At 69.4% G+C, this 26,814-nt stretch carries 23 protein-coding genes; 17 read left to right on the top strand and 6 right to left on the bottom strand.

Annotated features, from left to right (window positions below; translation table 11 throughout):
- Window positions 1-199: 199 nt before the first annotated feature.
- A complete protein-coding gene (locus tag CEP50_RS13730; RefSeq protein WP_106114350.1) occupies window positions 200-1,603 on the top strand; it encodes a sugar porter family MFS transporter in 1,404 nt (467 codons plus the stop codon).
- A 73-nt stretch (window positions 1,604-1,676) separates the two neighbouring features.
- Here the strand turns inward: CEP50_RS13730 and CEP50_RS13725 are convergent, their stop codons facing one another.
- A complete protein-coding gene (locus CEP50_RS13725; protein ID WP_258175229.1) occupies window positions 1,677-1,916 on the bottom strand; it encodes a hypothetical protein in 240 nt (79 codons plus the stop codon).
- 113 nt (window positions 1,917-2,029) lie between these two features.
- Here CEP50_RS13725 and CEP50_RS13720 point away from each other — a divergent pair, with 113 nt between their 5' ends.
- Window positions 2,030-2,863 (top strand): Scr1 family TA system antitoxin-like transcriptional regulator, encoded by an 834-nt coding sequence (locus CEP50_RS13720; RefSeq protein ID WP_106114348.1) that lies wholly within the window; start codon window positions 2,030-2,032, stop codon window positions 2,861-2,863.
- A 9-nt stretch (window positions 2,864-2,872) separates the two neighbouring features.
- Entirely contained in the window at window positions 2,873-3,067 is a 195-nt protein-coding gene (locus CEP50_RS13715; RefSeq protein ID WP_106114347.1) for a DUF397 domain-containing protein, read from the top strand.
- Window positions 3,068-3,127: 60 nt separating this feature from the next.
- Here the strand turns inward: CEP50_RS13715 and CEP50_RS13710 are convergent, their stop codons facing one another.
- Together CEP50_RS13710 and CEP50_RS13705 are read right to left on the bottom strand one after the other, a co-directional pair.
- On the bottom strand, window positions 3,128-3,766 hold the full coding sequence (locus CEP50_RS13710) for a Uma2 family endonuclease (protein ID WP_181188385.1): 639 nt from the start codon (window positions 3,764-3,766) through the stop codon (window positions 3,128-3,130).
- Window positions 3,767-3,994: 228 nt separating this feature from the next.
- A complete protein-coding gene (locus CEP50_RS13705) occupies window positions 3,995-6,292 on the bottom strand; it encodes a heterodisulfide reductase-related iron-sulfur binding cluster (RefSeq protein WP_106114345.1) in 2,298 nt (765 codons plus the stop codon).
- 482 nt (window positions 6,293-6,774) lie between these two features.
- On the opposite strand from CEP50_RS13705, the gene CEP50_RS13700 reads away from it, so the two are divergent.
- Both CEP50_RS13700 and CEP50_RS13695 read left to right on the top strand, forming a co-directional pair.
- Complete coding sequence (locus tag CEP50_RS13700) at window positions 6,775-7,098, top strand: DMT family transporter (protein ID WP_106114344.1); 324 nt, start codon at window positions 6,775-6,777, stop codon at window positions 7,096-7,098.
- The gene (locus tag CEP50_RS13695; RefSeq protein WP_106114343.1) at window positions 7,095-7,682 is read left to right on the top strand and encodes a TetR/AcrR family transcriptional regulator; all 588 of its coding nucleotides are present in this window, start codon (window positions 7,095-7,097) and stop codon (window positions 7,680-7,682) included. The genes CEP50_RS13700 and CEP50_RS13695 overlap by 4 nt, the downstream gene beginning before the upstream one ends.
- A gap of 42 nt (window positions 7,683-7,724) precedes the next feature.
- On the opposite strand, the gene hisG is transcribed toward CEP50_RS13695, so the two are convergent.
- Complete coding sequence (gene hisG / locus CEP50_RS13690) at window positions 7,725-8,597, bottom strand: ATP phosphoribosyltransferase (protein ID WP_106114342.1); 873 nt, start codon at window positions 8,595-8,597, stop codon at window positions 7,725-7,727.
- 378 nt (window positions 8,598-8,975) lie between these two features.
- Between hisG and dnaK the strand changes: the two genes are divergently transcribed.
- The 4 genes from dnaK to CEP50_RS13670 all read left to right on the top strand — a co-directional run bounded on the left by dnaK (window position 8,976) and on the right by CEP50_RS13670 (window position 13,428).
- Entirely contained in the window at window positions 8,976-10,850 is a 1,875-nt protein-coding gene (gene dnaK / locus CEP50_RS13685) for a molecular chaperone DnaK (RefSeq protein ID WP_106114341.1), read from the top strand.
- Window positions 10,847-11,623: a nucleotide exchange factor GrpE gene (gene grpE, locus CEP50_RS13680; RefSeq protein WP_106114340.1), complete on the top strand. Its 777-nt coding sequence runs from the start codon at window positions 10,847-10,849 to the stop codon at window positions 11,621-11,623. The genes dnaK and grpE overlap by 4 nt, the downstream gene beginning before the upstream one ends.
- Window positions 11,624-11,770: 147 nt before the next feature.
- Window positions 11,771-12,967: a molecular chaperone DnaJ gene (gene dnaJ, locus CEP50_RS13675; protein ID WP_106114339.1), complete on the top strand. Its 1,197-nt coding sequence runs from the start codon at window positions 11,771-11,773 to the stop codon at window positions 12,965-12,967.
- Complete coding sequence (locus tag CEP50_RS13670; RefSeq protein WP_106114338.1) at window positions 12,964-13,428, top strand: heat shock protein transcriptional repressor HspR; 465 nt, start codon at window positions 12,964-12,966, stop codon at window positions 13,426-13,428. Before dnaJ ends, CEP50_RS13670 begins: the two co-directional genes overlap by 4 nt.
- Window positions 13,429-13,534: 106 nt before the next feature.
- Here the strand turns inward: CEP50_RS13670 and CEP50_RS13665 are convergent, their stop codons facing one another.
- On the bottom strand, window positions 13,535-14,638 hold the full coding sequence (locus CEP50_RS13665) for an FAD-binding oxidoreductase (protein WP_106114373.1): 1,104 nt from the start codon (window positions 14,636-14,638) through the stop codon (window positions 13,535-13,537).
- A gap of 489 nt (window positions 14,639-15,127) precedes the next feature.
- Here CEP50_RS13665 and CEP50_RS13660 point away from each other — a divergent pair, with 489 nt between their 5' ends.
- From CEP50_RS13660 to clpB, 7 genes are all read left to right on the top strand, one after another.
- Window positions 15,128-15,829, top strand: coding sequence for a pyridoxamine 5'-phosphate oxidase family protein (locus tag CEP50_RS13660; protein WP_374957099.1), 702 nt, complete (start codon window positions 15,128-15,130; stop codon window positions 15,827-15,829).
- Between the two features lie 160 nt (window positions 15,830-15,989).
- Entirely contained in the window at window positions 15,990-16,481 is a 492-nt protein-coding gene (locus CEP50_RS13655) for a MarR family winged helix-turn-helix transcriptional regulator (protein WP_258175228.1), read from the top strand.
- 128 nt (window positions 16,482-16,609) lie between these two features.
- Window positions 16,610-17,098, top strand: a complete 489-nt coding sequence (locus CEP50_RS13650) for a MarR family winged helix-turn-helix transcriptional regulator (RefSeq protein ID WP_106114335.1) — start codon at window positions 16,610-16,612, stop codon at window positions 17,096-17,098.
- Window positions 17,095-19,782: an MFS transporter gene (locus CEP50_RS13645; protein ID WP_106114334.1), complete on the top strand. Its 2,688-nt coding sequence runs from the start codon at window positions 17,095-17,097 to the stop codon at window positions 19,780-19,782. The genes CEP50_RS13650 and CEP50_RS13645 overlap by 4 nt, the downstream gene beginning before the upstream one ends.
- Window positions 19,783-19,855: 73 nt before the next feature.
- Window positions 19,856-20,710 carry a YceI family protein gene (locus tag CEP50_RS13640; RefSeq protein ID WP_181188384.1) on the top strand — a complete coding sequence of 285 codons (855 nt, stop codon included), beginning with the start codon at window positions 19,856-19,858 and terminating at the stop codon, window positions 20,708-20,710.
- A gap of 85 nt (window positions 20,711-20,795) precedes the next feature.
- A complete protein-coding gene (locus CEP50_RS13635) occupies window positions 20,796-21,611 on the top strand; it encodes an NAD(P)H-binding protein (protein WP_181188383.1) in 816 nt (271 codons plus the stop codon).
- A gap of 290 nt (window positions 21,612-21,901) precedes the next feature.
- Window positions 21,902-24,484 carry an ATP-dependent chaperone ClpB gene (clpB, locus tag CEP50_RS13630; RefSeq protein ID WP_106114332.1) on the top strand — a complete coding sequence of 861 codons (2,583 nt, stop codon included), beginning with the start codon at window positions 21,902-21,904 and terminating at the stop codon, window positions 24,482-24,484.
- 66 nt (window positions 24,485-24,550) lie between these two features.
- Here clpB and CEP50_RS13625 read toward each other — a convergent pair whose 3' ends face one another.
- Window positions 24,551-25,480, bottom strand: a complete 930-nt coding sequence (locus tag CEP50_RS13625) for a LysR family transcriptional regulator (protein WP_219905472.1) — start codon at window positions 25,478-25,480, stop codon at window positions 24,551-24,553.
- Between the two features lie 161 nt (window positions 25,481-25,641).
- Between CEP50_RS13625 and CEP50_RS13620 the strand changes: the two genes are divergently transcribed.
- Window positions 25,642-26,811, top strand: a complete 1,170-nt coding sequence (locus CEP50_RS13620) for a TDT family transporter (RefSeq protein WP_106114331.1) — start codon at window positions 25,642-25,644, stop codon at window positions 26,809-26,811.
- The last annotated feature ends 3 nt before the right edge of the window (window positions 26,812-26,814 follow it).

Here is a 26,814-nt window from a genome sequence, read left to right as displayed (position 1 = left end):
CGAGACCGACTCGTTAGCAGTTCAGAAGCAGCTCGCTTCGATTCAGTGACGCACCGCTTCTGAACTCGTTACAGTGGCGAGCATCACACTGAATCGTGGAAGTCAAGTGGGACATATGTGACTTACGTTGTCGCGTACCCGTCGTTAACAAGCGGTGTGTGAAGTGGCACACCGGCGAACGGGACACAGGAGTACTTCGATGTCGGTAGATCAGACGAGAGGTCGTTCCACCGATCACCTGGCGCACGTGGTGATGATCGCCGGGGCCGCGGCCCTGGGCGGTTTCCTGTTCGGCTACGACACCTCGGTCATCAACGGCGCGGTGCAGGCCATCCAGGAGAACTTCGCCGTCGGCGCGGCGCTGACCGGTGTCACCGTCGCCGCGGCGCTGCTGGGATCGGCCGTCGGAGCGGCCATCGCGGGTGGCATAGCGGACAGACTCGGCCGCACCAGGGTGATGCAGGTGGCGGCCGTACTGTTCATCATCAGCGCCATCGGGTCGGCGCTGCCCTTCAGCATCTGGGACCTCGCCTGGTGGCGAATAGTCGGTGGTGTCGCCGTCGGAATCGCCTCCATGATCGGCCCGGCCTACATCGCCGAGGTCGCTCCCGCCGAGTACCGCGGACGGCTCGGTTCCCTGCAACAGTTGGCGATCGTGCTGGGGATCGCGGTGTCCCAGCTGGTCAACTACGCCCTCGCCGCGGCGGCCGGCGGCAGTGCCAGTGCCCAACTGGGTCCGTTGGCCACCTGGCAGTGGATGCTGGCCGTGGAGGCCGTGCCCGCGTTGATCTACCTGATCCTCGCCACGGTCATCCCCGAGTCCCCGCGCTACCTCGTCTCGGCGGGCAAGTCCGACCTCGCCCGCAAGGTGCTCAGCGGTATCGAATCCACCGATCCCGACGAGAAGATCGCCGAGATCAGGGAGGCGCTCGGCGGCGAGCACAAGCCGAGGCTCAGTGACCTGCGCGGCAGGTTCGGCCTGCTGCCCATCGTCTGGGTCGGTATGGCCATCGCCGCGTTGCAGCAGTTCGTCGGCATCAACGTGATCTTCTACTACTCCTCCTCGCTGTGGCAGTCCGTCGGCGTCGAGGAGAGCAACTCGCTGCTGCTGAGCCTGTTCACCTCCATCGTCAACATCATCGGCACCATCGTCGCCATCGCGCTGGTCGACAAGATCGGCCGCAAGCCGCTGCTGGTGATGGGCTCGGTCGGCATGACGATCGCGCTGGCGGTCACCGGGTGGGCGTTCAGCTACGCCGAAGTCGTCGACGGCGAGGCCAACCTGCCCTTCGTCTGGGGCGCGGTGGCACTGACCTCGGCCAGCGTCTTCGTGTTCTGCTTCGCCGCCTCCTGGGGAGTGGTGATGTGGGTGCTGCTCGGCGAGATGTTCCCGATCCGCATCCGCGCCGCCGCGCTGGCCGTGGGCACCGCCACGAACTGGGTCGCGAACTGGCTGGTCACCGTGACCTTCCCGAGCATGAACTCCTGGAACCTGCCGGCGACCTACTTCATCTACTCCGCGTTCGCGCTGATCTCGGTGTTCTTCGTGGTGCGCTACCTGAAGGAGACCAAGGGCCGCTCCCTGGAGGAGATGGGCACCTGACCCGTTCCGGTCACGTGAGGGGCGTCCGTACGGGCGCCCCTCGTTCGTGTCCGGCCGGCGCCACGAACCGGTCTCAGGGCCGGTAGAGCACCAGGCCGAACAACCGGCCGAACCGTTCGGCGGCGCTCTCGGCGTCGTCGAACAGCGCGAACTGACCGCGTCCGTCCTCGCGCCAGTACATGACCGCCCCCTCGGCGGTCTCCATGCCCCACAGCACCACCAGGTCCGGGTCGGGTTCGCCGTTGTCGTCCCGCCGGGCCAGGCCGAAGACCACCGGAACCATACGAGCCTCCTTGGCTGCCACCTCACTCATGGGCACCAGCGTCCGAACGGGAGTCCGCCAACGGGATCACGCGAAGCGGGAATCCCGATCACGAATTCCCGCGCGGACAATGGTGTGGGTCATACCTGTCGGGGAGGTGGTCAGTGACCCGGACGAGTCCCACGTTCCGTCGTCGTCGCCTGGCACGTCGGATCCGACGGCTACGGGAGCGAGCGGGGCTGACCCAGGAGCGTGCCGCCGCCGCGCTGGACATGTCCACCAGCGCGTTGAGCCGCAAGGAGAACGGCGACGTGGCGACCTCGGTGCACGAGGCACGGTCCATGATGGACCTCTACGACATCCGCGACGACGAGCTGCTCGACCTCGCCCGCGCCGCGCGCCAACGCGGCTGGTGGCGCGCCTACGGCATCGAGGACCGGGGCTACGTCGACCTGGAGACCGAGGCGTGTTCGGTGCTGGACTTTCAGGTGACCACCGTGCCGGGGCTGTTGCAGACGGAGGAGTACGCGCGCGCACTCTTCCTGAGCGGACGTTTCGGTGTCTCCTCGCAGCAGATCAACAACGACGTAGCGGTGCGCATGATCCGTCGGGAGCGGTTGACGGAGCTGGAGAATCCGCTTCGACTCCGGGCCGTCGTCGACGAGGCGGCACTTCGGCGCACGGTCGGCAGGGAATCGGTGATGCGCGAGCAGCTCGCCCATCTCCTCGAACAGGCGGACATACCCACCGTCGAGCTTCAGGTCCTGCCGTTCGGCGCGGGAGCGCACTGTGCGATGAACGGTGCCTTCACCCTGCTGGAGTTCCCGGACCCGGCCGATCCCGACGTCCTCTACGTGGAGTACCCCACCGGTTCGCTGCACGTGGAGAAGGCCTCCGAGGTGAAGGCGGGTAGAGTTCTGTTCGAGGATCTGCGATCAACCGCGCTCGACGTCGGCGAGTCGAAAAGGTTGATCAAGGCGATCGCCGAGCAGCTGTGAGGAGGCGCCATGTCGGCGGTGGACGTCTCCGTTGACGCGTGGCGGAAGAGTACGCGCAGCGGCAACAACGGCAGTGGGGGCAACTGCGTCGAGGTCGGCTTCACCGGGCCGACCGTGGCGGTGCGGGACTCCAAGGAGCCCGAGGGCGCCGTCCTGGCCTTCAGCCGTGCGGCGTGGGCCTCCTTCCTGGCCGGCCTGCGCTGAACGCCTCACCGCGCACCACACACGGGTCTTCGCGGATCCGCTCGCGCGGCCGAATCCTCCTCAGTCCTCCAGGAGCTCGGCGGGGTCGAAGGACAGCGGGAAGGGCAGCTCCGTCTCGAAGGTCGACCCCGCCAGCGCCTTGGCGTGTACCTCGTAGGTGCCGTCCTCACCGAGCCGCCGCAGCACCACCTCGGCGTGGCCCTTGGAGTAGGAGACCTGCACACGCATGAAGTACTCGATGCCCGCCTCGGCACACATGGCGGGCTTGTCGATCCGCTCGGCCGTGCGACTCGACGGAGACACGCACTCTCCGACGAGCAGGACGCTCTCCGACGGAATCCAGACTCTGCCGCGAGCGGGTTGCCCGAGCACCGCGAAATCGGGCTGGATCCAGCGACTGATCCCCAGTCGCACGTTCAGTGTGGGGTAGACGCGACGTCCGAGTTGTCGCGCCCGGGGCTCCATGAGCGTAAGAATGCGGTACGCGGCGTAGGCGTTGGCCGAACCCCCGTAGGGGGTCACGATCAGGTGTCCCTCCTGACACTCGTACTTCGCCGGCGGTATGCCGGGGATCGGCAGGTACCGGTCGGCGAGTTCGGGGGTACAGAGCCCGTGAAGCTCGACGAGCGGGTCGAATGCTCCGGTGTCGCGGGCAGGTGCGGCCACAGGTATCACCCCTCCGGCCTCCACGGCACTCATGCCCCGAGTCTGCCGCGAGCGTCCGCGCGTTCGGGAGCCCACGATGATCTTTCACCTCATCGGATGGCCGGGGCGGACACGAGAAGGGGCCGGGCTCGCCCGAGCCCGGCCCCTTCCCTGCCGTGTGGAAAATCCCGCGCGGAGAACCCCGTCCGGTCGTGCCGGTCCGGTGCCGCCGCGCGGACGTCTCCCACCCGGAGTGTGTCATCCCGGTGGGAGACGGTGTTCTCAGCCCTCGGTCCTGTCCTCGCCGGAGGTCGACCCCTCGGCCGCCGCCGAGGCCGGGGCCTTCCCGTTGGTGGACGGATCGCCGGCCTCCCCACCGGAAACCGAGGACGTGTTCTCACCGCGCTTGACCGACTGCAACAGCAGCTGGGCCACGTCGACGACCTCGACGTCCTCCGAGGCGACCTGCTCGTTCTGCCGGGTGGTCATCCCGTCGGTGAGCATGACCTTGCAGAACGGGCAGCCGGTGGCCACCTTCGAGGGTGCCGTGCCCAGGGCCTCGTCCACGCGGTCGAGGTTGATCCGCTTGCCGGTGTGCTCCTCCATCCACATCCGGGCACCGCCGGCGCCGCAGCACATGGCGCGGTCGGCGTGCCGGGGCATCTCGCGGAACGAGGCGCCCGAGGCGTTGACCAGGTCGCGCGGCGGTTCGTAGACCTTGTTGTGCCTGCCGATGTAGCACGGGTCGTGGTAGGTGACGTCCTCGGCGACCGGGGCCACCGGAACCAGCCGCTTCTCGCGCACCAGCCGGTTGAGCAGCTGGGTGTGGTGCACCACCTCGTAGTTGCCGCCGAGCTGGCCGTACTCGTTGGCGAGGCTGTTGAAGCAGTGCGCGCAGGTGGCGACGATCTTGCGCTTGCCCGGTTCGCGGCCCTCGAACACCGAGTTCAGCGTTTCCACGTTCTGCTCGGCCAGCGTCTGGAAGAGGAACTCGTTGCCCGCGCGCCGGGCCGGGTCGCCGGTGCAGCCCTCCTCCGGGCCGAGCACCACGTACTTGACGCCCGCGATGTGCAGCAGTTCGGCCACGGCCTTGGTGGTCTTCTTCGCGCGGTCCTCGAACGCGCCCGCGCAGCCGACCCAGAACAGGTACTCGACGTCCTCGTCCAGCTCCCCGTCGAACACGGGAACCTCGAAGTCGAGATCCTCGGTCCAGGCCAGCCGGTCCTTGTTGTTCTGGCCCCAGGGGTTGCCCTTGTTCTCCAGGTTCTTGAACATCCCCCCGAGCTCGGTGGGGAAGTTCGACTCGATCATCACCTGGTAGCGGCGCATGTCGACGATGTGGTCGACGTGCTCGATGTCCACCGGGCACTGTTCGACGCAGGCACCGCAGCTGGTGCAGGCCCACAGCACCTCGGGGTCGATGACCCCGGCCTCCTCGGGGCCGCCGACCAGGGGGCGTTCGGCCTCGGCCAGCGCCAGCGCGTCGATCCGGTCGAGCCGCTGCTGGGCGTCGTCGCCGGTGATGCCGACCTCCTCGCCGGTCATCGTGTCCTTGCGACCGCCCTCCAGCAGGTAGGGGGCCTTGGCGTGGGCGTGGTCGCGCAGGCTGGTGATCAGCATCTTTGGCGACAGCGGTTTGGCCGTGTTCCACGCGGGGCACTGGGACTGGCAGCGCCCACACTCGGTGCAGGTGGTGAAGTCCAGCCAGCCCTTCCAGGAGAACTCCTCGACCTGGCCGACGCCGAAGACGTCGCTGTCCGGGTCGGCCTCCTCGAAGTCGATCGGCTTGCCCTGGCTCATCATCGGCTTCAGCGCGCCCAGCGCGGTCCGCTCCGGGTCCCGCTTGAAGTAGATGTTGAAGAAGGCGGTGAAGCGGTGCCAGGCCACGCCCATGGTGATGTTGGCGGCGATGACGATGACCCAGATCATCGCCGAGAGGATCTTGAACGCGGCGAACACCGACACGGCCAGTTCGCTGGGGGGCAGCACGCTGCCGAGGGCGTGGCTGATCGGGGCCGACCACACCGGGGCGTGGAACAGGTCGGAGGAGACCTTGAAGGAGCGCAGCCCCATGATGCCGACGCCTTCGAGGATGACCACGGCCTCCACGAAGTAGGCCTGCCAGAAGTTGGATCCGGCGAAGCGGGAGACGCGTCCGGCGCGGCGCGGGTGGTTGAGCTGGCGTACCGCGCTCAACCAGATCCCGCCGAGGATCGTGGTCACTCCGAGGATCTCGACCAGCAGGTTCCAGGGGCCGAAGGCGCCCAGCCACGGGATCTCGAAGGGCGCGTGGAAGACTTCGCCGTAGGCGACGAGGACGCTCAGGCTGAGTCCGCCGAAGCCCACCATGACGAACCAGTGGGCGATGCCCACGTGGCTCCACTTGAGCATCCTGGTGTGCCCGAGGACTTCCTTGAGCATGTTGCTGAACCGGGCGCCGAACGGCCCCTTGCGGTTCGGGTCCGGTTGTCCGAGCCGGATGGACGAGATCATCCGGCGAACCGTCCTGACCACCATGACCACCGCGACGACGGTCACGGCAAGACAGATCAGGCCCAGGACGAGCTGTAGGGCTACCATGCTCGTGGCCTCCTGTTCGCGGGTTTGAACACCGAGCGTAAACCCTATTACTCGCCGGTAACCAGTGGGGTTTCCGCTCGTGGTGGAAACAGTCGGGGATTGTGCGAGACGCTATCGCGAAAGACCAGCCCGGCAACAGTTCGGCACCCTCCCCCGCCGTGACACGACAGGGTGGTTCCTCGGGCGGCGGTGCCGTTCGGCGGGGCGTTTTGCCCGCATGAGCCAGGGGGTCCCTCCCGTGGGAACGCCTCGGTCGTGCCCACGCGGGCGGCGATGCGATTTTCGCCACGTGCGGGGCGCGGGCGACTCTTCAGGGTGACTGCCGGGCGCGTCGCGGTCCCTCTTCCCGGGGGCTTCTCCGGTTCGTCACACGGTGTGCTCGACACGTCTTCGGGAGAGGGGTATATTCAGAAAATGGAACATGTGTTCAATTTCTTGTTGTTTCGTCGTCCCGCGGGGACACGGCGACACTCGGAGGTTTCGTGGTCTACATCGTCTTGGCGGCGGCGATACTGTCGGAAGTGCTCGGAACGATCTCGCTGCGTTTCGTCGAGGGGCTGAGCAGGCCCCTGCCCCTGATGCTGGTGGTGCTCGGCTACGGGGCGGCGTTCGTCGCCCTGGCCAACGTCCTCCGGATGGGCATCCCCGTGGGAGTGGCCTACGCGATCTGGTCCGGAGCCGGAGTCGCCCTGGTGGCGCTCATCGGAGCGACGTTCCTGAACGAGAGCATCACCACGACGCAGCTGCTGGGAATCGCGCTCATCATCGGTGGCGTGGTCGCGCTGGAAGCCGGAGGAGCACATTGACCGCATCCCCCAGCCCGCGGGAGCAGACCGACGGACGTCGTGCCAAGGGCGAACGCAGACGCCGCGCGATCATCGACGCCACCCTGCGCGTGGTCGAACGGGACGGGATCGCCGGGGTCAGCCACCGCAACATCGCGCGGGAGGCCGGGGTTCCCCCCGCCTCGGTCGTCTACTACTTCGACAGCATCGACGGGGTGCTGGTGGCCACGCTGCTGGAGAGCTGCGAGACCATGATCGACGAGCTGAGGGCCCTGGCCGACGAGGTCGTCGACTCCGAGCGCTGGGTGAGCACCACGGCCGAGCTGCTGTCCCGGATGGTGCGGGAACACCGCGGGCGCACCCTCGCCGAGTACGAGCTGTACCTGCTGGCCGCCCGGCGGCCCGCGCTGCGCCCGGCGGCGCGGCGCTGGATCGAGGTGGCTGCCGGGCACGTGCACGAGACCGGCAGCAGGGATCCCGGTGCGGTGCAGGCGCTGCTGGCCACCATCGACGGTCTGCTGATGCAGGCGCTGATCGCCGAGGAACCTCCCGGTCCCGAGGTGTTCCGCCCCGCGCTGGCCGCCCTGGTGCACGAGCGGGCCTGACTCCCCGGCCCGCCTGCGCGGGCCGCTCACGGCGAGCGGAGCTCAGAGCCGGCAGGCCTCCAGCCTGGTGACCAGGATCTCGGTGGCTCCGACCTCGGCGAGGCGGTCCATCACGCTCTGGACGTCGTCGCGGGGAACCATGGAGCGCACCGCGACCCAGCCCGGTTCGGTGAGGCTGGACACCGTGGGGGACTCCTTGCCCGGTGTGATCGCGGTGGCCGTCTCCAACGCGGACTGCGGGCAGTTGTAGTCCATGACCACGTAGCTGCGTGCGTCGAGCACGCCCTGCAGGCGTTGCAGCAGCACCCGCACCGCCTGCTCCCGCTCCGGGGAGAGCGGGCTGTCCGCTCCGCGCACGAGCACCGCCTGGGAACGCATGATCGGTTCTCCCAGCGTCTCCAGACCCGCCGCGCGCAGCGAGGAGCCGGTTTCCACCACGTCGGCGATGGCGTCGGCCAGCCCGAGTTCCACGGCGGTCTCCACCGCGCCGTCCAGCTCCACGGTCCTGATCTCGATGTCGTGTTCCCGCGCGGCCCGCTCGACCAGCAGCGGGAACGAGGTGGCCACCCGTCTGCCGTCCAGGTCGCGCACAGAGCGGATCGGTCCCCCGGAGGCCGCGGCGAAGTAGAACTCGGAACCGCCGAAACCGAGCGGGAGCAGTTCCGTGGTGTGGGCGGCCGTGCCGGCCCCGGCCAGCAGATCCTGGCCCGTGATGCCCACGTCGAGGATCCCGGCGCCCACGTTGCGGGCGATGTCACTGGCCCGCCAGAAGATGAACCGGACGTTGTTCGCCCGGTCCTCGGCGAACAGGGCCCGATGTTCACGATGCAACCGGTATCCGGCCTCGTCGAGCAGTTGGATGGTCGGACCGTGCAGCGATCCCTTGTTCGGGACGGCGACGCGCAACATCAGCATCCTCGAGTACGGCGTGTGCCCTGTGGTCCTCCATCCTACGGGGCCCGTGCGGGAGGGCTGCCCGTGGCCGCCGGAACGCGCGGCCCGTTCCACGGAGGGTGCCCGAGGTCCCGGGTGACCGGATTCCGCGCCCGCCGAGGTGGGAATCCCTGGGGGGACTCCTGAGGTCACACGGCTCACATCGCAGGTCACGGGGCTTCGTCACGCTTTTTCGGGAACATGGGCGGGAGGCCCCGCGTTGTGAAGGCAGAAACCTTGAGTTTCTGTGACTCAAGTCCGGTTTGACGAGCGACTCGTTGTTTCGGTATGACTTGAGTCAGCAAGACTCAGGAGTCATCAGTCCTGGACGCGGAATCAACACAGTGGAGGAGACTTCCAATGGGGCGAGCGGTCGGTATCGACCTGGGGACGACAAACTCCGTCGTTTCCGTGCTGGAGGGCGGTGAGTCCACGGTCATCGCCAACTCCGAGGGGGCGCGGACCACGCCCTCCATCGTCGCGTTCGCGAAGAACGGTGAGGTGCTCACCGGTCAGCCGGCCAAGAACCAGGCCGTGACCAACGTCGACCGCACCATCCGGTCGGTGAAGCGCCACATGGGCACCGACTGGAAGACCGAGATCGACGGTAAGGAGTACACCCCGCAGGAGATCAGCGCCCGCGTGCTGATGAAGCTCAAGCGGGACGCCGAGGCCTACCTGGGCGAGGAGGTCACCGAGGCGGTCATCACCGTCCCGGCCTACTTCGAGGACGCCCAGCGTCAGGCCACCAAGGAGGCGGGCCAGATCGCCGGGCTGGACGTGCTGCGCATCGTCAACGAGCCCACGGCCGCCGCGCTGGCCTACGGACTGGACAAGGGCGAGAACGACCAGCGCATCCTGGTCTTCGACCTCGGTGGCGGGACGTTCGACGTCTCCCTGCTGGAGATCGGCGAGGGTGTCGTCGAGGTGCGTGCCACCAGCGGTGACAACCACCTCGGTGGTGACGACTGGGACGAGCGCATCGTCGAGTGGCTGGTCGACAAGTTCAAGGCGCAGAACGGCATCGACCTGACCAAGGACAAGATGGCGTTGCAGCGGATCAAGGAGGCGGCCGAGAAGGCCAAGATCGAGCTCTCCAGCTCCGCGCAGAGCAACATCAACCTGCCCTACATCACCGTCGACGCCGACAAGAACCCGCTCTTCCTGGACGAGACCCTGACCAGGGCGGAGTTCCAGCGGATCACCTCGGACCTGCTGGAGCGCACGCGCAAGCCCTTCGAGGCCGTGCTGCGTGACGCCGGCATCGGCGTGAACGACATCAACCACGTGGTGCTGGTCGGCGGCTCGACCCGTATGCCCGCCGTGACCGACCTGGTCAAGGAACTCACTGGCGGCAAGGAGCCGAACAAGGGCGTCAACCCGGACGAGGTCGTCGCCGTCGGTGCCGGTCTGCAGGCGGGTGTGCTGCGTGGCGACGTCAAGGACGTGCTGCTGCTCGACGTCACGCCGCTGTCCCTGGGCATCGAGACCAAGGGCGGCATCATGACCAAGCTGATCGAGCGCAACACCACCATCCCGACCAAGCGTTCGGAGACCTTCACCACGGCCGACGACAACCAGCCCTCGGTGCAGATCCAGGTCTTCCAGGGCGAGCGCGAGATGGCCGCGGAGAACAAGAAGCTCGGCATGTTCGAGCTCACCGGACTGCCCCCGGCCCCGCGCGGCGTGCCGCAGATCGAGGTCACCTTCGACATCGACGCCAACGGCATCGTGCACGTCAGTGCCAAGGACCAGGGCACCGGCAAGGAACAGTCGATGACCATCACCGGCGGCTCGGCGCTGCCGAAGGAGGACATCGACCAGATGATCAAGGACGCCGAGGCCCACGCCGAGGAGGACCGCAAGAAGCGGGAGGAGGCCGAGACCCGCAACCAGGCCGAGTCGATGGTCCACCAGACCGAGAAGGTCCTGTCCGACAACGACGACAAGCTGCCGGACGAGACCAAGCAGAAGGTGCGCAGCGCCATCGACGAGGTCAACCAGGCGCTGAAGGGCGAGGACACCGACGCCATCAAGTCGGCGGTGGAGAAGCTGGCCACCGAGTCCCAGTCGCTGGGCCAGGCGCTGTACTCCGAGGCCGGTGGTGACGCGACCGCCGCGGCGGGTGCCGCCGGCGACGCCGGTCAGACCGCTTCGGGCTCGTCCGAGTCCTCCGGTGCTGACGATGTGGTGGATGCCGAGGTCGTCGACGACGAGGACGAGAAGAAGAAGTGACTGCGAACAGGCCAGAAGAGGACCGGGACGCCCAACGGAACCCCGGTACGCGGGAAGAGGACGAGCAGGAGCCCGTTGTCGTGCGGGACAAGCGCAGGATCGACCCGGAAACGGGGACGCCCCGTTCCGGGGAGGACGACTCCGAGGGCGCACGCTCCGGTGAGGTGACCGACAGCATGTCCGGAACGCTGGACGACGAACTGGCCAAGGTCGCCGCCGAGGCCGACGCCGTGGAGACCGCGGCCGAGGCCGCGGGAGCGGAGGCCGCCTCCTCGGACGCCGAGGCCGAGCTGCGACGTCAGGTCGACGAGCTGACCGCCGACGTCAAGCGGGTCCAGGCCGAGTACGCCAACTACCGCAAGCGGGTCGAGCGGGACCGGGAAACCGTGATCAACAACGCCAAGGCGTCGGTCGCGGAGTCCCTGCTGACGGTGTTGGACGATCTCGAACGTGCCGAGGCGCACGGGGACCTGACCGGCCCGTTCAAGGCGGTCTCGGACAAGCTCACCTCCGCGCTGCGCGAAGCCGGTCTGGAAGGCTTCGGCCAGGAGGGCGAGGAGTTCGACCCGAGCGTGCACGAGGCGGTTCAGCACGAGACCTCCCCCGAGGTCAGCGGGCCCACCGTGACCACGGTGCTGCGTCGTGGCTACCGCTTCGGTGATCGGGTGCTGCGGCCGGCGATGGTCGCGGTGACCGATTACGAGCCCGCCGCCGAAGGCGACGGCGACGCTGTCGCGGCGGATTCCCAGGGTGAGACTTCCGAGCAAGGCTGAGTCACGAGACTGCTGAGGAACTGCCGTGTTCAGTAACTGTTGGGCGAGCGGGCTCGCTCGCGTGTTCCCTCGGGAACGGTCGTTCGTTCCGGGGAACCGGTCGTCACGTGTAGAGAAGGATCATCGAGCCGAAGGGAGGGACGTCCGGTGAGCGCCAGGGAATGGCTGGACAAGGATTTCTACGCCGAACTGGGCGTTTCTCCCGACGCCTCGGCCGACGAGATCAAGAAGGCGTACCGGAAGCTGGCCAGGGAGAACCACCCCGACGCCAACCCCGGAGACACCAAGGCGGAGAGCAAGTTCAAGGCCGTCTCCGAAGCCTATGGTGTGCTGTCCGACCCGGAGAAACGCAAGCAGTACGACGAGGCCCGCAGGCTGTTCGCTTCCGGCGGTGGCGGTGGCCACGGCGGATTCGGCGGTTTCGGCGGTGGATTCGGTTCCCGGCCGGGTCCCGGCGGGGCCGGATTCGATCTCGGTGACCTGTTCGGGGGTCCCGGCGGCCAGACCGGCGGGCTCGGTGACCTGTTCGGGGGCCTGTTCGGCAACCGTGGAGGAGCCGGAGCCGGTACGCGCAGCAGGGCGAGCCGGGGCTCCGACGTGGAGACCGAGGTCCGCATCGACTTCGTGGAGGCGGTGAAGGGCGCGACCGTCCCGTTGCGCCTTTCCAGCCCCGCCACCTGCTCGACCTGTCACGGTTCCGGTGCGCGGCCCGGAACGAGCCCGCGCACCTGCTCGACCTGCGCCGGACAGGGCATGGTCACGCGCAACCAGGGGGCCTTCGCCTTCAGCGAGCCCTGCCCGGACTGCCGGGGTCGTGGACGCGTGGTGGACCAACCCTGTTCGGAGTGCCGCGGGGAGGGAGTCAGCACCCGCACGCGGACGTTGACGGTGCGGATCCCGCAGGGGGTCTCCGAGGGGCAGCGGATCAGGTTGGCCCATCAGGGAGAGCCGGGCAGCAACGGCGGACCCGCCGGGGATCTGTACGTGGTGGTGCACGTCAACCCGCACCGTGTGTTCGGACGGTCGGGCGACGATCTCACCATCACCGTGCCGGTGACCTTCCCAGAACTGGCTCTGGGCACTACGTTGACCGTGCCGACCCTGGAGAGCAAGGTCTCGGTGAAGGTCCCGGCGGGGACCAACAGCGGACGTACTCTCCGGGTGCGCGGCAAGGGAATCGGCAGGAAGGACGGCAGTAGCGGGGATCTGCTGGTGACGCTGCAGGTGGCCGTTCCGACCAAGTTGAACGGCAAGGCGACCGAGGCGTTGGAGGCCTATGCGGCGGCCACGGCTCAGCACGACCCGCGAGCCGAGCTGAACGAACTGGTCCGGAGGGCGGAATGACCGCGCGTGAGGAGGCCTCGGACCCGAGGACGTCGGTGGGGTTTCCCCCCGGCGCCACCGAGGACACACCGGTTTTCGTGATCTCCGTGGCGGCGGAACTGTCCGGGCTGCACGCCCAGACGTTGCGCAGTTACGACAGGCTCGGCCTCGTTTCGCCGGGGCGTACTCCCGCGGGAGGCCGGCGTTACTCGGCTCGGGACATCGCGGTGCTGCGCGAGGTGCAGCGCCTCTCCCAGGAGGAGGGGGTGAACCTGGCCGGGATCAAACGCATCATCGAGCTGGAGAACCAGGTCGACGCGCTGCGCGGCAAGGTTCAGGAGCTGACCGAGGAGCTGGCCGCGGCACACGCGGCGGCCGAGCAGGCCGCGGCGCGGGTGCACGCCTCCTACCGGCGGGATCTCGTTCCCGTGCGGCGGGAGACCGCGCTGGTCGTGTGGAAGCCGGAGCGCCGCAGGCGCTGAGCGGACGAACACGAGCACCACGGGGTGGCGGCGGAGAACTCCGCCGCCACCTTGTCGTGTCCCGGGCCGGGGTTCGGGGCGGGCCGTCGCGGACGGGAGCGCGGGATCAGTCCAGGGTGAACGGATCGTAGTGGATGCGCTCCAGTGGGGTTCCGGCCACCAGCATCCGGGAGACGGTGGCGCGGATCATCTCCGGGGAGCCGCTGACCAGCACGTCGTGGTCCTGCCAGGCTCCCCGCCGGGTGACGGCGTCGGCGAGCGTTCCCTGCTCGGCGCCCTGGGCGGAGGGATCGTCCTCGAGCACGGGGACGACCTTGAGCCAGGGGTTGCTCATCGCCGCCTGTTGCAGGTTCCGCAGCTCGTGGAGGTCGTCCCTGGTGCGTCCTCCGTAGAAGAGGTGGACGTTCGGGTTGTCCCCGTACTGGGTGAGTTCCTCGACGATGGCGCGCAGGGGGGCGATCCCGGTTCCTCCGGCGACCATCACCACGTCGCGTTCGGAATGGCGGTCGACGCTCAGTCGCCCCATGGGGGCTCCCATGCGCCACTGGTCACCGGGCTGGGCGTGGCCCACGATGGCGCGGCTGACCCACCCGCCCGGCACCGAGCGCACGTGGAACTCCATGGTGCCGTCCTCGGAGGGCGGGTTGGCCGGGGACAGGTAGCGCCACAGTCGGGGACGCTGGGGGACCTCCACGCTGACGTACTGTCCCGCCTGGTAGGGGACCGGGTACTCGGGCTGGACGCGCACCACCGCCAGGTCCCAGCTGAGTCGTTCGTGGTGGACGACCTCGCCGTTGTACCAGGCGGGGCCGTCGTCGGCGGCGGCCGCGTTGTTCATGGTGGTGGCCATGACCGTGTAGGCCTCGGCCCAGGCCCGTTCGACCGACTCGGTCCAGCTGTCACCCGCGTACCGCTTGATGGCGGCCAACAGCGCCGTCCCGACGGCCTCGTAGTGCTCCGAGACCACGCCGAACTTGCGGTGGTCGCGCCCCAGCTGTTGCAGAAACGGGGTGAGCTCGTCGGGACGATCCACCATCTGGACCACGTGCACCAGGGCCCGCAGCAGTCTGCTGCGTTGCACCTCCATGTTGACCGGGAAGAGTTCCCTGGTCGCGGGGGCGATGCTGAACAGCATGCTGTAGAAGAAGCGGGAGACGTCCTCGGCGTGGGGTTCGACCTCGGCCCAGCTCTCCCGGATGAGTTGGACCATGTTCGCTGCGTGGGCCGACTGGCTGCGGTGCTGCCCGTCGTCGGGCTGCTCGGGTCGTAAAGCGGCGTTGGCTGTCATTGCTTTCGGGCGAGTTTCTCCACATTGGCGGCCGGCGCTGCGGCGCGGCGTCCGTGTACATGTCCCCCGACTGCCAGAGACTCTAACCCGTTTTTCGGGGTGTGTGATCCTTGATGACACCTTCGAGTGGACCTTCGATACGCTTCGTCAATGAGGGCTCACACAGTTGAGTTGTTTTCGCGTTAGGGTCTTGCGTGTTCTTCGACACATGACACGGTGAGGCGCGTGATCGCGGACTGGTTGACCTCCTCCGCCGGGGCCGCTCGCCCCGGAGGCACGGCGAAGGCCGAACTCCTGGAGCTGGAACTCGCGGAATGCACGCTCCCCCCGCGCGAGGGCCGAACGGAGTCCGGACACGGCGAGCCCGGCGCCGCGGGCAACCGGGTGTCGGAAGCCCCCACACGGCCGGTCATGCGTGCCGTCGACCCCCCTGCGGAGAGCGGTCCGGCGGGCGGCGCTCCCGCCGACCCCTTCCCCGACGGCGGGGGGAACCTGCCGGGCTCCTCCGGGGAACACCTGTTGCAGCACGCCTACGACACGGTCAAGCGAGCCCGTCGGTTCTACGACGAGCAGGTGCTGGACCACCTCAACCCGCGGATGAAGGAGTTCGTGGCCAAGACCGACCTGGCCTTCATCGCCACGGCGGACAGCCACGGCGAGTGCGACTCCAGCCTGCGTGCGGGGCCGCCGGGTTTCATCGCGGTCCTCGGTGACCGCCATCTCGCCTATCCCGAGTATCGGGGCAACGGGGTGATGGCCAGCCTCGGCAACATCAGTGAGAACCCCCACGTGGGCATGTTGCTGGTGGACTTCGTCACCGAGCTGATCGGGCTGCACGTCAACGGCAAGGCCCGCATCCTGGAGGACGCCGACCTCCGGGCGATCCACCCCGGCCTGCCCGCCGAGTTCGAGCGGGGCCGCAAACCCGAACGCTGGGTGGTCGTGCAGGTGGAGGAGGCCTATATCCACTGCCGCAAGCACATCCCCCGCATGGAGCCGGTTCCCCGGAACCGGGCCTGGGGCAGCGACGACGCCAAGCGTAAGGGCGGGGACTACTTCGCGGCCAAGGGAACTCCCCGGCCGTGGCACGACACCCAGCCCCAGCGAGGGTGATCGGTGCGGCCCTCGTTGCCGCCACGCCGTCGTGAGGGGCTCGGGCCACCCCGGCACGGAGCAACGAGGCCCGTTCTCCCGAGCCTGCCGGGCCGGATGACCGGTCCACGACGGCTGCCGTCACACTGGAAGGTGTCGGCGTCGGAGGGAGAGCCCGGTGGTGAGTGAAGGCCGCCCGCAGGAGCACCGTGCCGGGGAGGGCGGTGACCCCTCCCGGGGGGCGGAGCGCGACAGCGCCGCCGCCGAGGTCGAGCACGAGCTGGCGATGCTCTTCCGCAGGGCCCGCAAGATGTCCTCGACGGTGGCCGCCGAGATCCATCCCGAGCTCGACCCGGCCTCCTACAGCCTGCTGTTGATGGTGGCCGACACGGGCTCGTTGCGCGCCATCGACGCGGCCGAGCGCATCGGCCTGGACAAGTCCACGGTGAGCAGGCAGGTGGCCAATCTGGTGCGGTTGGATCTGCTGAGCCGCGTGCCCGATCCCGAGGACGGCAGGGCCCGGATCATCCAGCTCTCCGAGTCGGGCAGGGCCCGGCTGGACGCGGCGCGGGAGCGTCGTGCCCGCAGGCTGCGGGACGACTTCGCCCAGTGGTCCACCGAGGACCTGCACCAGTTCGCGAGGTTGCTGGGCAAGCTCAACGCCATGTACTGACTTCCGAGGCGGGTCCGCTCCCGGAGGGGCCCTGCCGGGAGTCGGTGTGTCGGCAGGGACACCCCCATTAAGTTGCTTGCTGAAACTAATATGTTTATAGTTGGTTGTACCAACCAAAGGAGTTGGCGATGACCACGCACACCGAAGCCTGCGGGCAGCTGCTGGGGCCGCTTCGGACTCTCCTGGGGTTCAGGCAGACAGCGTTGCAGCGGGCGTACCAGAGCAAGGAACTGAGCACTTCCGGAACCGGACTGCTGGCCGAACTCGTCCACGGCGGCGAGTCCCGGGCCTGCGACCTGGCGCACAACCGTGTCGTGGACGCCTCGGTGGTGAGCAGGCAGCTGGGGCAGCTCGAACAGGAGGGGCTGGTCGAACGCAGGCCCGATCCGGCCGACCGCCGGGTCTCCCTGCTGCGGGCCACCGAACGGGGCAGGCAGGTGCTGGCCGAGCGGGAGGCCCAGAAGGCGAACTGGCTCAGCCACGCGCTGCGCGACTGGGACGAGGCCGACGTCGTCCGTCTCACCGAGCTGCTGCGGGCCCTGTCGTGCGACCTGCTGGCCGCCTCCCGCGAAACGCTGTCCGGTCCGGCCGAGACCACGGAGGAAGGAAACCGATGACGACACCGGGCCTCACGGCCGAGGACGACGCCGCTCCACCGGGTATCGGTCAGCGGGGAGGAAGGCACAGCGCCCAGACCGCCGGCGACGGGGCCGCCGGGGACGCGATGACCCACCGGCAGGTGCTCAAGGCGCTCGTCGGTCTGATGCTGGCGCTGCTGGTGGCCATCCTCAGCTCCACCATCGTGTCCAACGCGCTGCCCCGGATCACCGCCGAACTCGACGGCACCCAGGGCCAGTACACCTGGGTGGTCACGGCGATGCTGCTGACCTCCACGGCCACCACCCCGCTGTGGGGCAAGCTCTCCGACCTGTTCAGCAAGAAACTGCTCTACCAGCTGTCCATCGCCGTGTTCACCCTCGGCTCGGTGCTCGGCGGCTTCGCGCAGTCGATGTCCATGCTGATCGTCTTCCGCGCGGTCCAGGGCGTCGGCATGGGCGGTATGCAGGCCCTGATCCAGGTGGTCATCGCCGCCATGGTCGCCCCGCGCGACCGGGGGCGCTACACCGGATACATCGGGGCGACCTTCGCGGTGGCCACGACGAGCGGGCCGCTCGTGGGCGGTCTGATCGTGGACTCCCCGCTCGGATGGCGCTGGTGCTTCTGGGTGACGGCGCCGATCGCGGTGATCGCCTTCCTCGTGCTGGGGCGTGTGCTGCGGCTGCCCGTGGTCAAACGGGACGTCTCGATCGACTGGTTCGGGGCCCTGTTCCTGGTCGGCGGGGTCAGCCTGCTGCTGGCCTGGGTGTCGTTGGCCGGCAAGCAGTTCGACTGGCTGTCCTGGCAGACCACCGCGTTCGTCGCGGGGGGACTGGTGGCCCTGGTGGTGGCCGTGTTCATCGAGACCAGGGTGCGGGAGCCGATCGTGCCGCTGGGGATGTTCCGCAACCCCACCGTCACCCTGGCCGTGATCGCGATGGTCTCCGTGGGTACCGCCATGTTCGGCGGTGCGGTGTTCCTGGCCCAGTACTTCCAGCTCGGACGTGGCTACAGCCCCACCGAGGCCGGGCTGATGACGCTGCCGATGGTGCTCGGCCTGTTCGTCTCCTCCACGGTCTCGGGTCAGATCATCTCCCGGGTCACGGGTCGGATCAAGCCGTTCCTCATCGGTGGGAGCCTGGTGCTCACCCTGGGGATGGGGCTGCTGAGCACGATCGACTCGGACACCCCGCTGCCGGTCGTGGACGTCTACCTCGCCCTGATGGGGATCGGCGTGGGCGCGCTGATGCAGAACCTCGTGCTCGCGGTGCAGAACAGCGTGGGCATCCGGGACATGGGCTCGGTCACCTCGGTGGTGACGTTCTTCCGCACCCTGGGGGGTTCGGCCGGGGTCTCCGTGCTCGGCGCGGTGCTGGGCTCGCGGGTCTCGGAGTACGTCAGCGACGGGCTGGCCGAGCTGCCCGGCGGGGCCTCGGCGCCGAGCGTCGGTGGCTCGGGGGGTGTGTCCCTGGACATCGGCGCGCTGCCCGCTCCGATCGAGGGGATCGTGCGCGACTCCTACGGCACGGCCATCGGGGACCTGTTCCTCATCTCGGCGTGCATCTCGGTGGTCACCCTGATCGCCGTGTTGATGATCCGCGAGGTTCCGCTGCGGACCACCGTCGAGAAGCACGACTCCCCATCCGGGGGGCAGGCTGTGGAAAATTCCGGCGAGCTTGTGGACAACTCGCCGAGCGGTCGCACCGGATCGGCGACCGGTGCAGTGGCTTCGGCGCAGCCGATCAGGCGTGAAGGGGACGTTGTGGAGGCGACGGGACGCACTGTGCACACAGCGGAAGGGGTTGTGGACAACTCTGTGGACAGGCCTGGGGACAACCCTGGGGAGAACTCGGCCGAGGGCTGGTCACCGGCCTCATCCGACGGTGGGTCGGGCAGGCACGCCCGCGAGGTGAACGGGACGAGCTTCGCCGGTTCGCTCCACCCCGGTGACGGGGCGGTGACCGTCCACGGAGTGGTGCGCGGGCCGGGCGGTGTTCCCCTGGCCGAGGCGGTGCTGACCCTGACCGACTCCCTGGGGAACCAGATAGACCGCACCCGTTCGGACGAACAGGGGCACTATCGCGTGACGCCGATCGGCGGCGGAACGTACGTGCTGATCGCCGCCGCCGGTGACTACCAGCCCACGGCCTCCATGATCGCCGTCTCCGGACGCACGGTGCGGCACGACGTCGAGCTCTCCGGAGGGGCGAGTCTGGCCGGCATGGTCCACAGCGGGCCGGTCCCCGTGCCGGAGGCCACGGTCGTGCTCACCGACGTGCGGGGCAGTGTCGTGGCGGCGACCCGCACCGGAAGCGGCGGTGGCTACGAGCTGTCCGACCTGCTCACCGGCTCCTACGCCCTCACGGTGACCGCCGAGGGCTACCAGCCGGTCAGCACCGAGGTGACCGTCTCCGAGGGCAGGCAGGTCACGCTCGACGTGGCCCTGGAGGCGGGCGCGCGGGTCAGCGGTGTCGTCCGTTCCGCCCGGATGGGCCACGTGGTTCCGGAGGCCCAGGTGACCCTGCTGGACGCCACCGGCGGGGTGGTCGCCTCCACCGTCACCGACACGGACGGCTCCTACGAGTTCACCGACCTCGCCCACGGCGAGTACACCGTGATCGCCACCGGCTACCCGCCCGCCGCGAACACGGTGCGGGTCCAGCAGGAGCAGGTCGGCTACGACATCGCCCTCGGACTGGAGTGACCTTGTCGAGTCCGTTCGCCCACGAGCGGGGCGCGGTGTCACCGCGTCCCGCCGATCACGAGAGGAAGACCGGATGACTGCCGGGCAGGACGAAACAGACGGGCACGGCGAGCCGACGGGCGGGGCGGTCACGGTGCGGGTGCTTTCGCTCGGCGGCCTGCCCCTGCCCGACGCGGTGCTGACCGTCACCGACGGGTCCGGGGCGCAGCGGGGTCGGGTGCGGGCCGACTCCGAGGGGATCGCCAGCGCCCCGGAGCTGCCCCCGGGGCGCTACACGGCCATCGTCACCGCGCTGGGACACCAGCCGACGGCGCGGACCGCCGTGGTGCGCCCCGGGCACGAGAGCGAGCTGGGCACGGTCGAGCTGTCCCCGGTCGGCGGTTCCGAACTGCCCGAACCCGGGCTGTGGCGCATCGACCCGGCCCACTCGTCCGTGCGCGCGACGGCACGGCATCTCGGCATCACCAGCATCCACGGGCGGTTCAACGAGTTCGAGGGTCACATCCGGGTGGCCCGGCCCGTGGAGTCCTCCGAGGTGCGGGTGGGCATCGTCGCCTCCAGTGTGGACACCGGAAACGCCCAGCGGGACGAGCACCTGCGCAGCGCCGACTTCCTGGACGTGGCCAACCACCCGGAGATCGTTTTCGAGACGGCCGGGATCCGGCGCCGGCAGGACGAGCGGTGGGACCTGGACGGCAGGCTCACCCTGTGCGGGGTGACCAGGCCGGTCCGGCTGGAGACCGAGTTCACCGGCAAGGGGCCGGACCCCTGGGGCGGCACCCGGGCCTCGGCCACGGCGACGACCTTCCTGCGCAGGGAGGACTTCGCCATGACCTTCAACCAGCCGTTGAGCACCGGGATCGCGGCGATCGGCACCACCCTGCGCGTCGACATCGACGTGCAGGCCGTGCTGGCGGAACCGGCCTGAGACGGCCCGGGAGAACTGTATTGACTTCGAGTGAACTGTAAGATCCAGGATGCTCTCCGGACCTTTCCGACGTCTCGGAGACTTCATGATCCTGGTTACTTCAGCGACCGGCAACATCGGCCGTGCCCTGGTGCGCGAGCTGCACGACTCGGGACACCCCGTGCGGGCGGCGACCCGTTCCCCCCACAGGGCCGTCTTCCCCTCCGGGGTGGAGGTGGTACACGGGGATCTCGACGACCCCGCCTCGTTCCGGGAGGCCTTCGCCGGGGTCACCGGTTTCCTCCTGCTCGGGGCCCCCGGGGACGTGCCTGGGCTGCTCCGGACCGCCGCGCGGGCCGGGGTGCGGCGGGTGGTGCTGGTCTCCTCGTTGCTGGCCGAGACGCATCCCGACTCCGTCATCGGACGAGGCGCCCTGAGCGGGGAGGAAATCGTGCGGGACAGCGGGCTCGAGTGGACCGTGCTGCGCCCCTGGGAGTTCGCCTCCAACGCGTTCTGGTGGGCGCCCTCGATCCGGGAGCACGGCAGCGTGCACTCCCACGAGGTCCCGGAGGGGTCGCAGGTCGTCGACCCCGCCGACATCGCCGCGGTCGCGGCCAGGGCGCTCACCGAGCCGGGTCACGAACAGCGGATCCACCCGCTGACCGGGTCCGAACGGCTCACCGTCGCGCAGCGGGTGGCCGTGCTGTCCGAGGAGCTGGCCCGCCCCATCGAGTTCGTGGAGCTGAGCACCGAACAGGCCCGGCAGCGGATGCTGCGGTACATGCCCGCCGGGATCGTCGAGGACATGCTCTCGACCTCCGGGAAGGACCCCGGGGTGCTGGACACCGTCCGGGAGATCACGGGCGCGCCCGCCCGGACCTTCCGGCAGTGGGCTCGCCGGAACATCGCCGCGTTCGGCTGAGTCCTCGTTCGGCGGCCCGCCCGACGGCCGGGCGGCGGTTCCACGGTCGGTTCCGCCGTCCGGCCGTTTCTCGTGGAGGGGCGCGCCGGTGTGTCGCGGAGCACAGCGTGCCGCCCGTCTCCCGTGATCGAGGAAGGATTACACGCGCCCAGTCATGTCGTTATACTTGAGCCAGAAAGACTCAAGTTTGTTTCCACGGTGGCTGAGATATCGGGTTCGCACGCCACCGGATGCTCGACGACATGCGCTCTCGGCGCGGGAGCGGTGTCCTCGGTACGGAGAGGTGAGACATGGACGCTTTCAACCCGACGACCAAGGCCCAACAGGCGATCTCCTCCGCCGCCCAGGCCGCGACCATGGCGGGTAACCCCGACGTGGCCCCCGCCCACCTGCTCGGCGCGCTGCTGGCGCAGAGCGACGGTCTGGCCTCACCACTGCTCTCGGCGGTGGGGGCCGATCCAGCCCGGGTGCGTTCCGAGTGTGAGCAGCTCGCCAACGGGCTGCCCTCGGCCTCCGGTTCCACGGTCTCCACCCCGCAGCTCTCGCGGGAGTCGGTCAGGGCCCTCACGCACGCCCAACAGCTGGCCACCGAGCTCGGCGACGAGTACGTCTCCGTCGAACACCTGCTCGTGGGGCTGGCCGCCGAGGGCGGTCAGGTCGCCGAACTGCTCAACCGGCACGGCGCCACCCCGGACTCGCTGCGGGAGGCCTTCACCAAGGTGCGCGGGTCCGCGCGGGTGACCAGCCCCGACCCGGAGGGCACCTACAACGCGTTGCAGCAGTACGGGCTGGACCTCACCGAACGCGCCCGCAACGGCGAGCTCGACCCGGTCATCGGCCGGGACACCGAGATCCGCCGGGTGGTGCAGGTGCTGTCCCGGCGCACCAAGAACAACCCCGTGCTCATCGGCGAGCCCGGCGTGGGCAAGACCGCGATCGTGGAGGGGCTGGCCCAGCGCATCATCGCGGGGGACGTGCCCGAGTCCCTGCGGGACAAGCGCGTGGTCGCGCTGGACGTGGGGTCCATGGTGGCCGGGGCGAAGTACCGGGGCGAGTTCGAGGAGCGTCTCAAGGCGGTGCTCAAGGAGATCGCCGAGTCGGAAGGCCAGGTGATCACCTTCATCGACGAGCTGCACACGATCGTGGGAGCCGGAGCCAGCGGCGAGGGCTCCATGGACGCGGGCAACATGATCAAACCCATGCTCGCCCGCGGTGAGCTGCGCATGGTCGGTGCCACCACCCTGGACGAGTACCGCAAGCACATCGAGACCGACGCCGCGCTGGAACGCAGGTTCCAGCAGGTCCTGACCGACGAGCCCAGCCCGGACGACACCGTGGCGATCCTGCGCGGGCTCAAGGAGCGCTACGAGGTCCACCACGGGGTGCGCATCACCGACGGCGCGCTGGTGGCCGCGGCCACCCTGTCCGACCGCTACATCACCGACCGCTTCCTGCCGGACAAGGCCATCGACCTCGTCGACGAGGCCGCCTCGCGGCTGCGGATGGAGATCGACTCCCGGCCGGTCGAGATCGACGAGGTCGAACGGGCCGTGCGCAGGCTGGAGATCGAGGAGATGGCCCTGTCCTCCGAGGAGGACGAGGACTCGCGGGAGCGGTTGGCCACCCTGCGGCAGGAACTGGCCGACCAGCGCGAACGGCTGTCCGAACTGACCGCGCGCTGGCAGCGGGAGAAGGAGTCCATCGACCGGGTCCGCGACCTCAAGAGCCAGCTGGAGTCGGTGCGCGGCGAGTCCGAACGCGCCGAACGCGACGGGGATCTCGGCAAGGCCGCCGAGCTGCGCTACGGGCGCATCCCGCAGCTGGAGAAGGAGCTGGAGGCGGCCACCGAGGAGCAGAACCGTTCCAAGGCGATGCTCCAGGAGGAGGTCACCCCCGACGACGTGGCCGAGGTGGTCAGCTCGTGGACCGGCATCCCCGCCGGCAGGCTGATGGAGGGCGAGACCGCCAAACTGCTGCGGATGGAGGAGGCCCTCGGTGCCAGGGTGGTCGGCCAGTCCGAGGCCGTGCGGGCGGTCTCCGACGCGGTGCGGCGCTCCCGGGCCGGAGTGTCCGATCCGGACCGGCCCACCGGTTCCTTCCTGTTCCTCGGCCCGACCGGGGTGGGCAAGACCGAGCTGGCCAAGGCGCTGGCCGAGTTCCTGTTCGACGACGAGCGCGCCATGGTGCGCATCGACATGAGCGAGTACTCGGAGAAGCACTCGGTCGCCAGGCTCGTCGGGGCTCCCCCGGGCTACGTCGGCTACGACCAGGGCGGCCAGCTCACCGAGACCATCCGCAGGAAGCCCTACTCGGTGGTGCTGCTGGACGAGGTGGAGAAGGCTCACCAGGACGTGTTCGACGTGCTGTTGCAGGTGCTCGACGACGGCAGGCTCACCGACGGCCAGGGCCGCACGGTGGACTTCCGCAACACGATCCTGGTGATGACCTCGAACCTGGGTTCGCAGGCCATCGCGGACCCGAACCTCTCGGAGTCCGAACGGGACGAGGCCGTGATGACGGTGGTGCGCCAGCAGTTCAAGCCGGAGTTCCTGAACCGGCTGGACGGGACGGTGGTCTTCCACGCGCTGTCCACCGAGCAACTGACCTCGATCGTGGACATCCAGGTGGACCGGCTGGCCAAACGGCTCGCGCAGCGGCGGCTCACGCTGGACGTGCAGCCGGCGGCGCGGGAGTGGCTGGCCGTCAACGGTTTCGACCCGGTGTTCGGGGCCCGACCGCTGCGTCGCCTGGTGGAGTCGGCCATCGGCGACGAGCTGTCCCGCAAACTGCTGGCCGGCGAGATCCGGGACGGCGACAAGGTGCTGGTCGACGCCACCGCCGACAGGTCCGCGCTGACGGTGCACGCGGAGTGAGCCGGCGGGACCGGCCCGTCGGGACCCACCGGATACCGGTGCGTCCCGACGCCGCTCCCCGCTCGTTCACTGCTCCCGCAGCGCGATGGCGAGCAGGTCGCGCGCCGGGCCGCGCGGGAGGGTGCCCTCCGGCCACACCGCGCACAGGGTTCGGGTCAGGTCCAGGTCGGTGACGTCCAGCCGCACGAGCGTTCCGGCGGCGAGTTCCGCGCCCACGGCACGCGCGCTGAGCACGGCGGGACCGAGCCCTCCGGTCACGGCCGCCTTGATCGCGGTGGTCGAGGAGACCTCCAGCGCCGGGGCGGGGGCCTCGACCCCGAGTTGCTGCTCCAGGGCCCGTTCGAGCGCCTGACGGGTGCCGGAGCCGGGTTCCCGGCCGACCAGGGAGGCGGCGGCCAGCTCCTCGGCCCTCGGGCCCCGACGGCGGTGGGCCCAGGGGTGCGCGGGCGACACGACCAGCACGAGCTCGTCCCGGGCGACCTGCCGGGAGGACAGCCCGCTCGGCACGTCGGGACCTTCGACGAAGCCGATGTCGACCGATCCCGCCAGGACCTCGGTCACGACCTCGGCCGAGTTGCCCGAGTTCAGGGCGACCACGGTGTCGGGGTCGGTGGCCCGCAGGGCGATCAGCCAGCGCGGCAGCAGGTACTCGGCCACGGTCAGGCTCGCCGCGATGCGGACGTGGCCGTGCCGGTCGGCGCGCAGTGCCGCGACACCGGCGGCCAGGTTCGAGGCCGCTTCCACCGCCGCCTGGGCCCAGCTGGCCACGAGCTCTCCCGCCGTGGTCAACCGGGTTCCCCGGGGGCGGCGTTCGAGCAGCGCGGTGCCGACCTCGGCTTCGAGCCGGCGCAGCCGGGCGCTGGCGGCGGGCTGGGACATGCCGTGCGCCCGGGCCGCCTGTCCGATGCTGCCGAGTTCGGCCACGCTCAGCAGCAGGTCGTATCCGGTCAGGTCGCGCACCGGTTGCGGCAGCGGTCGGGAGGCGGAGGAGTCCACAGCACACAACCTTCGTTCGCGTGGGCGACAGGCGGGTGGCGTTCCGCGGACCCGGGCAGGTCGGGAACCCGTGCGACCCGCCACGGGCCATAGACACAGCTTATGCACCCCCAACGGGTCCGGGTCTACCCGAGGTCGGTCGGGCGGACCAGGGTGGAGGCATGACCGGCACGATCAGCGCGGACAGCACCGTCCCGACCGGACGCCTCGGTGCGTTGCGGGAGCTCGACCATCCGGGGCGGGTCTTCGCCCACCTCGGACCCAACTGGTTCGCCTCCGTCATGGGAACCGGCATCGTCGCCAACGCCGCGGTCACGCTGCCCGTGGGGTTCGCCGGGCTGCGCGCGGCGGCGACCGTGGTCTGGGCGTTGGGTGCGCTGCTGCTCCTCGTGCTCGTCGCGGCGTGGGGGGTGCACTGGACCCGCCACCCCGACACGGCGCGCGGCCATGCCCACGACCCGGTCATGGCGCAGTTCTGGGGAGCCCCTCCCATGGCGCTGATGACGGTCGGGGCGGGAACGCTGCTGTTGGGCGAGCAGTGGATCGGACTCGGACCGGCGCTGGCCGTCGACTGGGTACTGTGGACCTCGGGTACCGCTCTCGGGCTGTTCACCACCGCGTGGATCCCGTACCGGATGATGACCACGCACCGGCTGGCCCGCGACAGCGCCTTCGGCGGCTGGCTGATGCCCGTGGTGCCTCCCATGGTCTCGGCCGCCAACGGGGCCCTGCTCGTCGAACACCTGCCAGCGGGCCAGCCGCGCCTGACCATGCTGGTGGGCTGCTACGCGATGTTCGGCATCAGCCTGTTCGCGACGCTGTTCGTCGTTCCGCAGCTCTGGCACCGCCTGGTGCACCACAAGACCGGTTCCGCCGCGAGCGTGCCCACCGTGTGGATCGTGCTCGGCCCGCTGGGACAGTCCGTCACCGCGGTCAACCTGCTGGCCGGCCCGGCCGAGAGCGTCCTGCCCGCCCCCTACGGTGGAGCCGCCGACGCCCTCGGCCTGTTCTACGGCGTCTGTGCCTGGGGTTTCGCCGTGGTCTGGCTGGCACTGGCGGCCGCGCTCACCGTCCGTACCGTGCGCGCCGGAATGCCCTTCGCGCTGACCTGGTGGAGCTTCACCTTCCCGGTGGGCACGGTCGTCACCGGCACCAGCGGCCTGGCCGAGCGCACCCACGCGGTCCTGTTCGTGGTGGCCGCCGTGGTGCTCTACCTGGGACTGGTGCTCGCCTGGATCACCGTGGCCGCGCGCACCGCGCGCGGCAGCTACCGGGGCGGGTTGTTCGACCCGGCCGGCGGTGCTCCGGCGAGGCCACGCGTTCCGTGCTAGCCG

The organism is Actinopolyspora mortivallis (genome assembly GCF_003001495.1).
GTDB lineage: Bacteria > Actinomycetota > Actinomycetes > Mycobacteriales > Pseudonocardiaceae > Actinopolyspora > Actinopolyspora mortivallis_A.
The sequence above is the reverse complement of the archived record's forward strand: the minus strand, read 5'-3'. Positions and strand labels throughout refer to the sequence as shown.

Coding starts and splice junctions, on each gene's coding strand:
- CEP50_RS13670 (WP_106114338.1), top strand. CDS start 12,964: ATGACCGCGCGTGAGGAGGCCTCGGACCCGAGGACGTCGGTGGGGTTT.
- CEP50_RS13715 (WP_106114347.1), top strand. CDS start 2,873: ATGTCGGCGGTGGACGTCTCCGTTGACGCGTGGCGGAAGAGTACGCGC.
- CEP50_RS13710 (WP_181188385.1), bottom strand. CDS start 3,766: ATGAGTGCCGTGGAGGCCGGAGGGGTGATACCTGTGGCCGCACCTGCC.
- CEP50_RS13665 (WP_106114373.1), bottom strand. CDS start 14,638: ATGGTCCAACTCATCCGGGAGAGCTGGGCCGAGGTCGAACCCCACGCC.
- CEP50_RS13660 (WP_374957099.1), top strand. CDS start 15,128: ATGCGTGCCGTCGACCCCCCTGCGGAGAGCGGTCCGGCGGGCGGCGCT.
- dnaK (WP_106114341.1), top strand. CDS start 8,976: ATGGGGCGAGCGGTCGGTATCGACCTGGGGACGACAAACTCCGTCGTT.
- CEP50_RS13620 (WP_106114331.1), top strand. CDS start 25,642: ATGACCGGCACGATCAGCGCGGACAGCACCGTCCCGACCGGACGCCTC.
- hisG (WP_106114342.1), bottom strand. CDS start 8,597: ATGCTGATGTTGCGCGTCGCCGTCCCGAACAAGGGATCGCTGCACGGT.
- CEP50_RS13730 (WP_106114350.1), top strand. CDS start 200: ATGTCGGTAGATCAGACGAGAGGTCGTTCCACCGATCACCTGGCGCAC.
- CEP50_RS13650 (WP_106114335.1), top strand. CDS start 16,610: ATGACCACGCACACCGAAGCCTGCGGGCAGCTGCTGGGGCCGCTTCGG.
- CEP50_RS13640 (WP_181188384.1), top strand. CDS start 19,856: ATGACTGCCGGGCAGGACGAAACAGACGGGCACGGCGAGCCGACGGGC.
- CEP50_RS13645 (WP_106114334.1), top strand. CDS start 17,095: ATGACGACACCGGGCCTCACGGCCGAGGACGACGCCGCTCCACCGGGT.
- clpB (WP_106114332.1), top strand. CDS start 21,902: ATGGACGCTTTCAACCCGACGACCAAGGCCCAACAGGCGATCTCCTCC.
- CEP50_RS13635 (WP_181188383.1), top strand. CDS start 20,796: ATGATCCTGGTTACTTCAGCGACCGGCAACATCGGCCGTGCCCTGGTG.
- CEP50_RS13705 (WP_106114345.1), bottom strand. CDS start 6,292: ATGGTAGCCCTACAGCTCGTCCTGGGCCTGATCTGTCTTGCCGTGACC.
- CEP50_RS13725 (WP_258175229.1), bottom strand. CDS start 1,916: ATGAGTGAGGTGGCAGCCAAGGAGGCTCGTATGGTTCCGGTGGTCTTC.